Genomic DNA, 13,379 nt, shown 5'->3' with positions numbered 1-13,379 from the left:
ACTAGGTGCGATCAGCCAAAACCGGCCAACCTATGGCCGGGATATGGCGAAAAGTGGGCAGAAAGAGGCCCAGGAGTGGCTACAGCCTGTTAAAGGAAGCTCAGAACCGGCCTGCGCCGAGATCGCGTGAAACCGCACGCGCACAGTCCCGCACCGACGCCACGAGGGCCGCACGGGGTTCACCCGACTCGCCGCAGACCCGTTCCACGGCGCCCGCGACCGCCACGGCGCCCACCGGCATCCTGCGCCGGTCGTGGATCGGCGCCGCCACCGAGGCGATGCCCTCCCAGGTCTCCTCGACGTCGGAGGCCCAGCCGCGGGCCCGGGTCAGGCCCAGGATCTCCTCGAAGGCGGTGCCGTCGGTGACCGTACGGGGGGTGAACGCCTCGCGGTCCACGTCATGGGCCTGGGTGTGCGCCACGGGGTCGTAGGCCGACAGCACCTTGCCCAGGGCGGTGGAGTGCAGCGGCTGCATGGCCCCCACCTCCAGCACCTGGCGGCTGTCGTCGGGCCGGAACACGTGGTGCATGATCAGCACCCCGCTCTGGTGCAGCACGCCCACGTACACGCTCTCGCCGCTCGCCCGGGCCAGATCGTCCGTCCAGACCAGGGCGCGGGCGCGCAGCTCGTGCACGTCGAGGTAGCTGTTGCCCAGGCGCAGCAGCTCCGCGCCCAGCTGGTAGCGGCCGGAGGCCGGGTCCTGCTCCACGAAGCCCTCGGCCTGCAGGGTGCGCAGGATGCCGTGGGCCGTGCCCTTGGCCAGGCCCAGCGAGGACGCCACGTCCGAGAGTCCCAGCCGGCGCTCGCCGCCCGCCAGGAGTCGCAGCATCGCAGCGGCTCGTTCGAGCGACTGGATGTTCCGTGCCATCGCGCAGCCTCCTGCAGACCTTCGGTATTACTGACCATCTTGACGCGGTTCGACAATGCTGAACAGTATCGGTCGATGCCGACCTTGCGCACCGTCGGAGATCCGTTCGCCGTACGATCGCCGGGACACCTCCGGCAAGTTCCCCGCCACAGAATGCAGTCCGCCACGTGGGACACCCACACCGGGTCCGGTGCCTCACGGTTACCCTGGCCGCGTGCACCCTTGACGCAGAGGGGGTGCAAAGCCGACAGCCGTCGCATCCCAGGGAGCACAACCATGGCTTCGTTGCCCAACCTGCCCGCTGACACCCAGACCCGGGCCGATGCCCTCAGAGAGGCGCTCGCGACGCGTGTGGTCGTGGCCGACGGGGCCATGGGGACGATGCTGCAGGCGCAGGACCCGACCATGGAGGACTTCCAGCAGCTGGAGGGCTGCAACGAGGTCCTGAACGTCACCCGCCCGGACATCGTGCGTTCGGTCCACGAGGCCTACTTCTCGGTGGGTGTGGACTGTGTGGAGACGAACACCTTCGGCACGAACTACGCGGCGCTCGCGGAGTACGACATCGCCGAACGCAATTTCGAGCTGTCCGAGGCCGGTGCCCGGATCGCCCGCGAGGTCGCGGACGAGTTCACGGCCTCCACCGGTCAGCAGCGCTGGGTGCTGGGTTCGATGGGCCCCGGCACCAAGCTCCCGACGCTGGGCCACATCACCTACGGGCAGATCCGTGACGCCTACCAGATCAACGCCGAGGGCCTGATCTCCGGCGGCGCGGACGCGCTGCTGGTGGAGACCACCCAGGACCTCCTGCAGACCAAGTCCTCGATCATCGGCGCGCACCGCGCCATGGCGGCCCTGGGCATCACCGTCCCGCTGATCTGCTCCGTCACCGTCGAGACCACCGGCACGATGCTGCTGGGTTCGGAGATCGGCGCGGCCCTGACCGCGCTGGAGCCGCTCGGCATCGACATGATCGGCCTCAACTGCGCCACCGGCCCCGCCGAGATGAGCGAGCACCTGCGCTACCTGGCGCGCAACGCGCGCATCCCGCTGTCCTGCATGCCGAACGCCGGCCTGCCGGTGCTGACCAAGGACGGCGCCCACTACCCGCTGTCCGCCCCCGAACTCGCCGACGCCCAGGAGACCTTCGTCCGCGACTACGGCCTCTCCCTGGTCGGCGGCTGCTGCGGCACCACCCCCGAACACCTGCGCCAGGTCGTCGAGCGGGTCCGCGGACTCACCCCGACCACCCGCGATCCCCACCCCGAGCCGGGTGCGGCGTCGCTGTATCAGACGGTGCCGTTCCGGCAGGACACGTCGTACATGGCGATCGGTGAGCGGACGAACGCGAACGGGTCGAAGAAGTTCCGTGAGGCGATGCTGGAGGCCCGCTGGGACGACTGTGTGGAGATGGCCCGGGACCAGATCCGTGAGGGCGCCCACATGCTCGATCTGTGTGTGGATTATGTGGGCCGTGACGGTGTCGCGGACATGGCGGAGCTCGCCGGCCGTTTCGCGACCGCTTCGACCCTGCCGATCGTGCTGGACTCCACCGAGGTCCCGGTCATCCGGGCGGGCCTGGAGAAGCTCGGCGGCCGCGCTGTGATCAACTCGGTGAACTACGAGGACGGCGACGGTCCGGAGTCGCGGTTCGCGCTGGTCACCCGCCTGGCCCAGGAGCACGGGGCTGCTCTGATCGCGCTGACCATCGACGAGGAGGGCCAGGCCCGGACCGTCGGGCACAAGGTCGCCATCGCCGAGCGGCTCATCGAGGACCTGACCGCCAACTGGGGGATCCGCGAGTCGGACATCCTCATCGACACCCTGACCTTCACGATCTGCACCGGCCAGGAGGAGTCCCGGGGCGACGGCATCGCGACGATCGAGGCGATCCGTGAGCTCAAGCGGCTTCACCCGGACGTCCAGACCACCCTCGGCCTCTCCAACATCTCGTTCGGCCTGAACCCGGCGGCGCGCGTGCTGCTGAACTCCGTGTTCCTGGACGAGTGCGTGAAGGCCGGTCTGGATTCGGCGATCGTCCACGCGAGCAAGATCCTGCCGATCGCCCGGTTCGACGAGGAGCAGGTCACCACCGCCCTCGACCTGATCTACGACCGGCGTGAGGGCGATTACGACCCGCTGCAGAAGCTGATGGCCCTCTTCGAGGGCGTCAACACCAAGTCGATGAAGGCCGGCCGCGCCGAGGAACTCCTCGCGCTGCCGCTGGACGAGCGCCTCCAGCGGCGGATCATCGACGGTGAGAAGAACGGCCTGGAGGCCGACCTCGACGAGGCCCTGCAGACCCGCCCCGCCCTCGACATCGTCAACGACACCCTCCTGGAGGGCATGAAGGTCGTCGGTGAGCTGTTCGGCTCCGGCCAGATGCAGCTTCCGTTCGTCCTGCAGTCGGCCGAGGTCATGAAGACGGCCGTGGCCTTTCTCGAGCCGCACATGGAGAAGACGGACGACGAGGGCAAGGGCACGATCGTGCTGGCGACCGTCCGCGGTGACGTCCACGACATCGGCAAGAACCTCGTCGACATCATCCTCACCAACAACGGCTACAACGTCGTCAACATCGGCATCAAGCAGCCGGTCTCCGCGATCCTCGAAGCCGCGCAGGAGCACAAGGCCGACGTCATCGGCATGTCGGGTCTCCTCGTGAAATCGACCGTGATCATGAAGGAGAACCTGGAGGAGCTCAACCAGCGCAAGCTGGCCGCCGACTACCCCGTCATCCTCGGCGGCGCCGCCCTCACCCGCGCCTACGTCGAACAGGACCTCCACGAAATCTACGAGGGCGAAGTCCGCTACGCCCGCGACGCCTTCGAGGGCCTGCGCCTCATGGACGCCCTCATCGCCGTGAAGCGCGGTGTTCCCGGCGCGTCCCTGCCCGAGCTCAAGCAGCGCCGCGTCGCCAAGCGCGACACGCCGGTGCTGCAGGTCGAGGAGGCCGAGGAGCCGGGTGGCCGCTCCGACGTGGCCGTCGACAACCCGGTCCCCACCCCGCCGTTCTGGGGCACCCGCGTCGTCAAGGGCATCCCGCTCAAGGACTACGCCTCCTGGCTCGACGAGGGCGCCCTCTTCAAGGGCCAGTGGGGCCTCAAGCAGGCCCGCGCGGGCGGGGCCACGTACGAGGAGCTCGTCGAGACCGAGGGCCGTCCGCGCCTGCGCGGCCTCCTGGACAAGCTGCACACCGAGAACCTGCTGGAGGCCGCGGTCGTCTACGGGTACTTCCCCTGCGTCTCCAAGGGCGAGGACCTGATCATCCTGGACGAGGAGGGCAACGAGCGGACCCGCTTCACCTTCCCGCGCCAGCGCCGCGGCCGCCGCCTGTGCCTCGCCGACTTCTTCCGCCCCGAGGAGTCCGGCGAGACCGACGTCGTCGGCCTCCAGGTGGTCACCGTGGGTTCGAAGATCGGCGAGGCCACGGCCAAGCTGTTCGAGTCGGACTCCTACCGCGAGTACCTGGAGCTGCACGGCCTGTCCGTCCAGCTGGCCGAGGCGATGGCCGAGTACTGGCACGCCCGGGTGCGTTCCGAGCTCGGATTCGCCGGTGAGGACCCGTCGAAGGTCGAGGACATGTTCGACCTCAAGTACCGCGGCGCCCGCTTCTCGCTGGGTTACGGCGCCTGCCCCGACCTGGAGGACCGCGCCAAGATCGCCGCCCTCCTGGAGCCGGAGCGGATCGGCGTCCACCTGTCGGAGGAGTTCCAGCTCCACCCGGAGCAGTCCACCGACGCGATCGTGATTCATCACCCCGAAGCGAAGTATTTCAACGCACGCTGAGCTCCACCGACGTACACTTGTCGGTCCCATACAGGCCGGTCGCCTGTTCCCCGGGGTGGTATGCCCCGCGGAAGAGGTGACCGGCCTTCTCGTCCCTTCTGAGAGGCATGCGCATGACGAGCACCGTTCCCGCCCCCGTCGCCCGTACGGCCGACGGTTCTGCCCTGCAGGCGGTGCTGCTCGACATGGACGGCACTCTGGTCGACACCGAGGGCTTCTGGTGGGAGATCGAGGCGGAGATCTTCCAGGAGCTCGGGCACCGGCTCGACGAGGCCTGGCGCGACGTGGTCGTAGGCGGCCCGATGAGCCGCAGCGGGACCTTCCTGATCGAGGCGACCGGTGCCGCCATCGGCCTCGCCGAGCTGAGCGTGCTGCTCAACGAGCGCTTCGAGGCCCGCATCGCCGACCGCGTGCCGCTGATGCCCGGCGCCGAGCGGCTGCTGGCCGAGCTGGCGCGGCACAACGTGCCCACCGCCCTCGTGTCGGCCTCCCACCGCCGGGTCATCGACCAGGTCCTGCTCACCCTCGGCCGCGACCGCTTCACGATGACGGTCGCCGGTGACGAGGTGGCCCGTACCAAGCCGCACCCCGACCCGTACCTGTTCGCCGCGCAGGCGCTGGGAGCGCACCCTTCGCGGTGCGCGGTCATCGAGGACACGCGCACGGGTGTGGCGGCCGCCGAGGCCGCCGGCTGCCGGGTCGTGGCCATCCCCTCGGTGGGCGTGATCGAGCCCGCCCCGGGGCGTACGGTCGTCCGCTCGCTGGAGGACGTGGACCTGGCGTTCCTGCGCTCGCTCATCGCCCCGATGAACTGAGCGCGACGACCGACTCGCCCGAACCGGGCCACCGCCACACACCGGTATCCCGTATGCACGCTCCGTACCGAACGGATCAGGGGCGGTGTTCAGGTCCCACGGAAGGATCTTCCGTCGCAGGCCCCGGAGGCTGAAATTCCATCCTCTCCGGGGCGGTTGCTCAGGGTGACGTTGGTCACCCGCCAACCCCCCGACGGACCTGTCGTGAGGCCCTTGGCCCTTCCCTTGTGTCCGGATTGATCAGCTCCTGACCGAATCTGCGGGGCCCTGCGCGTGAACAGGCAGTTCGCTCCGATCACGGTGCGATTACGCCCCAAGTCCGGTCAGTTCCAGCCATCCCGTCCCGGACCACTACTGTCGACGCGGACACTACGCCGCACCTCAGCCGTCCCGGCGCACACCCCTGTGCCGGGTCCGCGTGGACCGATCGTCACTACACCGGCCCGATCGTTCCGCCCTGAACGGGCGACCGCCGCGAAGTGCCCTTTACGCCGCTTTGAACAAGTGCCGGTTACAGGGAGTACTTCCAGCATGAACCGCAAGACCATGGTGCTGACGGCCGCGGCCGGACTGCTCACCCCCGCGCTGGCCGCCTGCGGCAGCGTGAGCGGCGGAGGAGCGGGATCCGGAGCGATCGTCGTCGGAACCACCGATCGGTTCGAGGCCGCAGACTTCGCTCCCGCCCCCTTCGACCCGGCCTACGCCTACGACGCCGGCGCCTGGAACGTCCTGCGCCAGACCGTCCAGACGCTGATGCACACCCCGCGCGGCGGCGGCCAGCCCGTCCCCGAAGCGGCCTCCTCCTGCCGCTTCACCGACGCCGGCAACGAGAGCTACCGCTGCACGCTGCGCCCCGGGCTGAAGTTCGCCGACGGCGAGCCGCTCACCGCCAAGGACGTCAAGTTCTCCATCGACCGCGTCCTCGCCATCAAGGACGAGAACGGCCCCTCCTCGCTGCTCTCCACCCTCGGCAACGTCGAGGTCAAGGGCACCGACACCGTCGTCTTCCACCTGAAGACCCCGGACGCGACCTTCCCGTTCAAGCTCTCCACGCCCGCCGCCGGCATCGTCAGCGAGAAGAACTACGACGCCAAGAAGCTCCGCGAGGGCTTCGCCGTGGACGGCTCCGGCCCGTACACGATGAAGGCCGAGGTCAAGGGCAACCGGCTGGTCCGCGCCGTCTTCACCAAGAACCCGCACTACAAGGGCGACATCAAGCTGCAGAACGACAACGTCGAGCTGCGCACGTTCCCCGACTCCCCGGCCATGGGCAAGGCGCTCACCGACGGGAAGATCCACGTGGTCTCCCGCACCCTGTCGCCGGCCCAGATCGCCGACTTCAGCGCCCAGCCGCCCAAGGGCGTCAAGCTGGTCCCGATGCCCGGTCTGGAGATCCGCTACCTCGGCTTCAACACCGAGGCGCCGGTCGTCAAGGAGAAGGCCGTACGCCAGGCCCTCGCGGCCGCCGTCGACCGCGGCCAGCTCATCTCCAAGGTCTACGGCAAGGCCGCGCAGCCGCTCTACTCGCTGGTTCCCACCACCGTGACGGGCCACGTCAACTCCTTCTACAACAAGTACGGCGACGCCAACACGCCCAAGGCCGCCGCCCTGCTGAAGGAGGCCGGGATCAAGACCCCGGTCAAGCTGACGCTGCACTACACCAGCGACCACTACGGCGACGGAACGGCCGCCGAGTTCGAGGCCCTCAAGGCCCAGCTGAACTCCACGCAGCTGTTCGACATCACCGTCCAGGGCAGCGCATGGGCGGACTTCCGCCCCGCCCAGAAGCAGGGCGACCACGCCGCCTACGGGCTCGGCTGGTTCCCCGACTACCCGGACGCCGACAACTTCCTCGCCCCGTTCCTGGAGCAGGACAACTTCCTGGGCACGCCGTACGCCAACAACACGGTCCGCGGCAAGCTCATCCCCGAATCGCGGCGGGCGGTCGACCGTACCGTCGCCGTCCCCGCGATCACGGAGATACAGGACATCGTCGCCGAGGACGTGCCCGTCCTGCCCCTGTGGCAGGGCAAGCAGTACGTCGCCGCACGCGACGGGATCACCGGAGTGGAGTGGTCGGTCAACGCCATCTCCGACCTCCAGCTGTGGGAGCTCGGCCGCGGCGTAAGCGGCTGAGCAAGGCAACGACCGGCAGCGGGTGTCGCGAGCCGGAGCAACGAAACAGTTCGACTGTGAAGGACGTTCGCGTGAATCGACGTAACCAGTGGCTGGCGGCCCCGCTCGGCGCAGCCACCGCCGCCGCGCTGCTCAGCGGTTGCGGTTCGACCGATGGCTCCAATGCCGGCAGCGGCAAGGGCGTGGTCATGGGCATATCCGACAAGGTGAAGTCCGTCGACCCGGCATCGGGCTACGACCCCGGCTCCTGGCTGCTGTTCAACAACGTCTTCCAGTCGCTGCTGAGCTTCCCCAAGGGCGGCACCACCCCCGAGCCCGACGCCGCGCAGGCCTGCGGCTTCGAGGGCGGTGACAGCAAGCTCTACAAGTGCACCCTGAAGAGCGGGCTGAAGTTCAGCAACGGCAACAGCCTCACCTCGAAGGACGTCAAGTTCTCCTTCGAGCGCACGCTGAAGATCAACGACGAGAACGGCCCGGCCGTGATGCTCTCGTCGATCGCGGGCATCGACGCCCCCAACGACGAGACCGTCATCTTCCGGCTCAAGACCTCCGACGCCACCTTCCCCAGCAAGATCGCGTCGGGCGCCGGCTCCATCGTCGACCACAGCGAGTACCCGGCCGACAAGCTGCGCACCGACAACAAGGCGATCGGCTCCGGCGTCTACAAGCTGGACTCCTTCGGCGAGAAGAGCGCCACCTTCTCGGTCAACGAGTCCTACACCGGCAAGGCCAAGGCCAAGAACACCGGCGTCACGCTGAAGTTCTTCAACGGCGACCAGGCCGGCCTCAAGACGGTCCTGGAGAGCGGGGACGTGGACTTCGCGTTCCGCGGCCTCGCCGCCAAGGACATCGCCGCCCTCGCCTCGTCGAAGACCGGCGACAACAAGGTCGACATTGTCCAGGGCACCGGCGCCGAGGTCGAGCACATGGTGTTCAACGTCAACGACCCCGTCGTCGGCAAGCTGCCCGTCCGCAAGGCCATCGCCTACCTCGTGGACCGCGAAGCCCTCGTCAAGGACGTGTACGCGGGCACCGCCACCGCGCTCTACTCGATCGTGCCGACCGGCATCGCCGGCCACACGACCGCCTTCTTCGACCGCTACGGCGGCAGCCCGCAGCCCGAGAAGGCCAAGGCCGTCCTCAAGGCCGCCGGCATCAACGGCAAGGTCAAGCTGACCCTGTACTCCACCCCGTCCCGCTACGGCCCCTCCACGGACCAGCAGTTCGAGGTCATCGCCAAGCAGCTCAACGACAGCGGTCTCTTCGAGGCCGACGTCAAGTCCGTCGAGTACGAGCAGTACGAGAAGGACATCCAGGCCGGCAAGTACGGCGTGTACGTGAAGGGCTGGGTGCCCGACTACCCGGACGCCGACAACTTCACGCAGCCGTTCTTCGGCCCGGGCAACGTGCTGAACAACAACTACGACAACAAGGAGATCACCGGGACCATCATCCCGTCGACCTCCGCGAAGTCCGACCGCACCGCGGCCAACACGGACTACAACCGACTCCAGGACATCGTCGCCGACGAGGTGCCGATCCTCCCGCTCTGGCAGGGCAAGCAGTACGCCGTCACCCGCCAGAACGTGAACGGCCTGCAGTGGTCCCTGGACGCCTCGACCGTCTTCCGCTTCTGGGAGATCAGCAAGGGCTGATGCCACCGGTGCCGGGCCCGCCCCAGGGAGAGCCCGGCACCACGCGAAGGGGCCGTACGTGCGCGCACGTACGGCCCCTTCGCGCATCCGCGCCCCGGCGGACCTACTGGGCCCCGGGGCGGACCAGACCGCTCTCGTACGCGTACACGGCCGCCTGGACCCGGTCCCGCAGCCCCAGCTTCGTCAGCACGTGACCCACATGCGTCTTGACCGTCGTCTCGCTCACGAACAGGTCCGCCGCGATCTCCGCGTTCGACAGCCCGCGGGACACCAGCTTCAGCACCTCGACCTCGCGCTCCGTCAGCGTCCCCAGGGTGTTCGGAAGGTTCTCCTCACCCGACGGCAGATGCCCCGCGTACTTGTCCAGCAGCCGCCGCGTGATGCTCGGCGCGAGCATCGCCTCACCCGCGGCGACCACCCGGATCGCCTGCACCAGCTCGTTCGCCGGCGCGTCCTTCAGCAGGAACCCGCTCGCCCCCGCCCGCAGCGCCTCCACCACGTACTCGTCCAGATCGAACGTGGTCAGCACCAGCACCTTCGCCGGCCCGTTGCGCTCCGGACCGGTGATCTGCCGGGTCGCCTCCACCCCGTCCATCCGCGGCATCCGGATGTCCATCAGCACCACGTCGGGCTGCAGCGCCCGCACCTGGTCCAGCGCCTGCAGACCGTCCCCGGCCTCGCCGACCACCGCCAGGTCCTCCTCGGCCTCCAGGATCATCCGGAAGCCGGTGCGCAGCAGCGGCTGGTCGTCGACCAGAAGGACGCGGATCGCCACGGGGTCTACCTCGTATTCGTCGGACGGCTACGGCGGGCCCGTCCATTCTGCCCTGACATCAAGATCAGGACCCCGCCGGGCGTTCCGCCTCCGGACGCGGCGGGGGCACCTCCCGGCGGTGGCCGGGGGAGATCGTCAGAGGATAGGGCGGGGGAGTCCCACCGAACTCCGGACACACCGCCTGATGATCACACCAGCCGCACAGCTTCGTCGGGCGCGGCCGCCACTCACCCGTCTCCGTCGCCTCCCGGATCGCCTCCCACAACGCGAGCAGCTTGCGCTCCACCCGCTCCAGGTCCGCGATCACCGGGTCGTACGTCAACACGTCGCCACTGCCCAGATACACCAACTGCAGCCGCCGCGGCACCACCTGCTTCAGCCGCCACACCACCAGCGCGTAGAACTTCATCTGGAACAGCGCGCCCTCGGCGTACTCCGGCCGCGGCGCCTTGCCCGTCTTGTAGTCGACGATCCGCACCTCACCCGTCGGCGCCACGTCCACCCGGTCGATGATCCCGCGCAGCCGCAGCCCCGACTCCAGCTCCGTCTCCACGAAGAACTCCCGCTCCACCGGCTCCAGCCGCGTCGGGTCCTCCAGCGTGAACCACCGCTCGACCAGCGCCTCGGCCTCCGTCAGCCAGCGCGCCAGCCCCGCCCCCTCGTCACCCGCCGGAAACAGCTCCGCCAGCTCCGGCTTCGACTCCAGCAATCGGTCCCACTGCCCCGGCAGCAGCGACTTCGCCCGCGGCGCCGTCCGCTCCTGCGCCGGATGATCGAACAACCGCTCCAGCACGGCATGGACCAGCGTCCCGCGCGTGGCCGCCGCGCTCGGCTTCTCCGGCAGCTTGTCGATCACCCGGAACCGGTACAGCAGCGGGCACTGCATGAAATCGCTCGCCCGCGAAGGGGAGAGCGAACTGGGCGCCACAGCGCTCCGCGCATCGGCATCGGCTGCGCCAGGCACAGCACCGGGGCTCGTCGTCATGCACAAAACCCTACGACCCGCCACGGACAGCACGCGCATACCATCGACGCCAAGCACCCTCGCACTGCATGATCGGAGCATCACAACCCGCTACAGCACCACCCCGTACGCGTAAAGAACCACACTGGAAACACCAGCACCGAACGAAGGACAGCCGTGGCAGACACCGACGAAACCGGCGAGCGCGCGGGCAGGCGCTCCGGACCGGGCGGCGGAATCCTCATGGGCCGCCCCTTCGGCGTACCCGTCTACGTCTCGCCCAGCTGGTTCCTCGTCGCCGCCCTCATCACCTGGGTCTTCGGCGACCAGCTCGACCGCGTCCTGCCCGACCTCGGACCCGTGCGCTACCTCGTGTCCCTCTTCTTCGCCGTGGCCTTCTACGCCTCCGTCCTGGTCCACGAACTCGCGCACACCGTCGCCGCCCTGCGCTTCAAGCTCCCCGTGCGCCGCATCCAGCTCCAGTTCTTCGGCGGAGTCTCCGAGATCGAGAAGGAATCCGAGACCCCCGGCCGCGAATTCGTCCTCGCCTTCGTCGGCCCCCTGCTCTCCCTCGTCCTCGCCGGCGCCTTCTACCTCGGCATGAAAGCCGTCGACCCGGCCACCGTCCCCGGCGTCCTCCTCGCCGGCCTGATGATCTCCAACCTGCTCGTGGCCGCCTTCAACCTGCTCCCCGGCCTCCCCCTCGACGGCGGCCGCATGCTCCGCGCCGTCATCTGGGGCATCACCGGCAAGCCCATGGCCGGCACCGTCGCCGCAGCCTGGGTCGGTCGCGGCCTCGCCCTCGCCGTCCTCATCGGTCTCCCGCTGCTCACCCAGACCGGGACCCTCGGCAACCGCAGCGGCGAGATCGGCGGCATGAACACCGTCATGGACGCCCTGCTCGCCGCCATCCTCGCCGCCATCATCTGGACCGGGGCCGGCAACAGCCTGCGCATGGCCCGGCTGCGCCAGCACCTCCCGGAACTGCGCGCCCGCACCCTCACCCGCCGCGCCATCCCCGTCGAGAACGCAACCCCCCTCTCCGAGGCCCTTCGGCGCGCCAACGAAGCAGGAGCCCGCGCCCTCGTCGTCGTCGACGGACACGGCGACCCCACCGCCATCGTCCGCGAAACCGCCATCGCCTCGGTACCCGAACACCGCCGCCCCTGGGTCGCCGTCAGCACCCTCGCCCAGGACCTCACCGACGGCATGAAGGTTTCAGCGGACCTCACCGGCGAAGAACTCCTCGACCACCTCCGCGCCACCCCCGCCACCGAGTACCTCGTACTCGAACCCGGCGGCACCATCTACGGCGTCCTGTCCACCCTCGACGTCGAAAAGGCCTTCGTGAAGGCCATGGCACGGCCCCAGTCCTGAAGCCAATACACTGTTCACATGTCCGAACCGACCGGTGCCGCCCGCCGACGCGGGCCCTTCGAGGTCGGGGACCAGGTACAGCTCACCGACCCCAAGGGCCGCCACTACACGTTCACGCTCGAAGCCGGGAAGAATTTCCACACCCACAAGGGTTCCTTCCCGCACGACGAGCTGATCGGTGCTCCCGAAGGCAGCGTTGTCCGCACCACGGGCAACGTCGCATACCTCGCGCTGCGCCCCCTGCTCCCCGACTATGTCCTGTCCATGCCCCGCGGCGCCGCCGTGGTCTACCCCAAGGACGCAGGCCAGATCCTGGCCTTCGCCGACATCTTCCCCGGCGCACGCGTCGTGGAGGCGGGAGTGGGCTCCGGCTCCCTGAGCAGCTTCCTGCTGCGCGCCATCGGCGACCAGGGCATGCTCCACAGCTACGAGCGCCGCGCGGACTTCGCCGAGATCGCCACCGCCAACGTCGAGCGTTACTTCGGCGGCCCCCACCCCGCGTGGCAGCTCACCGTCGGCGACCTCCAGGACAACCTGTCCGACACGGACGTCGACCGAGTGATCCTCGACATGCTCGCCCCCTGGGAGTGCCTGGAGGCCGTCTCCAAGGCCCTGGTCCCCGGCGGCATCCTCTGCTGCTACGTGGCCACCACCACCCAGCTGTCGAAGACCGTCGAGTCCATCCGCGAGATCGGCTGCTTCGCCGAGCCGCAGCCGTGGGAATCGATGATCCGCAACTGGCACGTGGAAGGCCTCGCCGTCCGCCCCGATCACCGGATGATCGGCCACACCGGCTTCCTCGTCACCGCCCGCCGCCTCGCGGACGGCGTCGAGCCCCCGATGCGCCGTCGCCGCCCCGCCAAGGGCGCCTACGGCGAGGACTACGACGGCCCCGGCAGCGACCGCTCCGCGTAACCGCCCCGCAGACACAACACAAAGGCGCTGTGGCGCAGTTCCCCCGACCCACCCGGGAACTGCTCCACAGCGCCTTTTCGTTGTC

Annotated in this window: 9 protein-coding genes; 6 read left to right on the top strand and 3 right to left on the bottom strand. The window is 69.0% G+C overall.

Translation table 11 applies throughout. The features are described from left to right. Positions 1 to 100: 100 nt before the first annotated feature. On the bottom strand, positions 101 to 868 hold the full coding sequence (locus OG444_RS09200) for an IclR family transcriptional regulator (protein WP_327261688.1): 768 nt from the start codon (positions 866 to 868) through the stop codon (positions 101 to 103). A 276-nt stretch (positions 869 to 1,144) separates the two neighbouring features. On the opposite strand from OG444_RS09200, the gene metH reads away from it, so the two are divergent. From metH to OG444_RS09180, 4 genes are all read left to right on the top strand, one after another. Beyond that, positions 1,145 to 4,657 (top strand): methionine synthase, encoded by a 3,513-nt coding sequence (gene metH / locus OG444_RS09195; protein WP_327261687.1) that lies wholly within the window; start codon positions 1,145 to 1,147, stop codon positions 4,655 to 4,657. A 113-nt stretch (positions 4,658 to 4,770) separates the two neighbouring features. Further along, positions 4,771 to 5,472, top strand: coding sequence for an HAD family hydrolase (locus OG444_RS09190; protein ID WP_327261686.1), 702 nt, complete (start codon positions 4,771 to 4,773; stop codon positions 5,470 to 5,472). A gap of 531 nt (positions 5,473 to 6,003) precedes the next feature. Then, positions 6,004 to 7,608, top strand: a complete 1,605-nt coding sequence (locus tag OG444_RS09185) for an ABC transporter substrate-binding protein (RefSeq protein WP_327261685.1) — start codon at positions 6,004 to 6,006, stop codon at positions 7,606 to 7,608. A 71-nt stretch (positions 7,609 to 7,679) separates the two neighbouring features. Next, positions 7,680 to 9,263 carry an ABC transporter substrate-binding protein gene (locus OG444_RS09180; protein ID WP_327261684.1) on the top strand — a complete coding sequence of 528 codons (1,584 nt, stop codon included), beginning with the start codon at positions 7,680 to 7,682 and terminating at the stop codon, positions 9,261 to 9,263. Between the two features lie 103 nt (positions 9,264 to 9,366). On the opposite strand, the gene OG444_RS09175 is transcribed toward OG444_RS09180, so the two are convergent. Both OG444_RS09175 and OG444_RS09170 read right to left on the bottom strand, forming a co-directional pair. After that, positions 9,367 to 10,038 (bottom strand): response regulator transcription factor, encoded by a 672-nt coding sequence (locus OG444_RS09175; RefSeq protein ID WP_327261683.1) that lies wholly within the window; start codon positions 10,036 to 10,038, stop codon positions 9,367 to 9,369. A gap of 64 nt (positions 10,039 to 10,102) precedes the next feature. Beyond that, a complete protein-coding gene (locus tag OG444_RS09170; RefSeq protein ID WP_327261682.1) occupies positions 10,103 to 11,023 on the bottom strand; it encodes a RecB family exonuclease in 921 nt (306 codons plus the stop codon). Positions 11,024 to 11,245: 222 nt separating this feature from the next. Between OG444_RS09170 and OG444_RS09165 the strand changes: the two genes are divergently transcribed. Both OG444_RS09165 and OG444_RS09160 read left to right on the top strand, forming a co-directional pair. Beyond that, entirely contained in the window at positions 11,246 to 12,379 is a 1,134-nt protein-coding gene (locus OG444_RS09165; RefSeq protein WP_405792605.1) for a site-2 protease family protein, read from the top strand. Between the two features lie 18 nt (positions 12,380 to 12,397). Next, on the top strand, positions 12,398 to 13,294 hold the full coding sequence (locus OG444_RS09160) for a tRNA (adenine-N1)-methyltransferase (RefSeq protein ID WP_030016358.1): 897 nt from the start codon (positions 12,398 to 12,400) through the stop codon (positions 13,292 to 13,294). The last annotated feature ends 85 nt before the right edge of the window (positions 13,295 to 13,379 follow it).

Origin of the sequence: Streptomyces sp. NBC_01232, assembly GCF_035989885.1 — a bacterium.
GTDB lineage: Bacteria > Actinomycetota > Actinomycetes > Streptomycetales > Streptomycetaceae > Streptomyces.
This window is presented reverse-complemented; position numbering and strand designations above follow the sequence as displayed.

What these genes read in the sequence shown, in the direction of transcription:
- metH (WP_327261687.1), top strand. Translation starts at nt 1,145, where the DNA reads ATGGCTTCGTTGCCCAACCTGCCCGCTGACACCCAGACCCGGGCCGAT.
- OG444_RS09160 (WP_030016358.1), top strand. Translation starts at nt 12,398, where the DNA reads ATGTCCGAACCGACCGGTGCCGCCCGCCGACGCGGGCCCTTCGAGGTC.
- OG444_RS09165 (WP_405792605.1), top strand. Translation starts at nt 11,246, where the DNA reads ATGGGCCGCCCCTTCGGCGTACCCGTCTACGTCTCGCCCAGCTGGTTC.
- OG444_RS09185 (WP_327261685.1), top strand. Translation starts at nt 6,004, where the DNA reads ATGAACCGCAAGACCATGGTGCTGACGGCCGCGGCCGGACTGCTCACC.
- OG444_RS09170 (WP_327261682.1), bottom strand. Translation starts at nt 11,023, where the DNA reads ATGACGACGAGCCCCGGTGCTGTGCCTGGCGCAGCCGATGCCGATGCG.
- OG444_RS09190 (WP_327261686.1), top strand. Translation starts at nt 4,771, where the DNA reads ATGACGAGCACCGTTCCCGCCCCCGTCGCCCGTACGGCCGACGGTTCT.
- OG444_RS09200 (WP_327261688.1), bottom strand. Translation starts at nt 868, where the DNA reads ATGGCACGGAACATCCAGTCGCTCGAACGAGCCGCTGCGATGCTGCGA.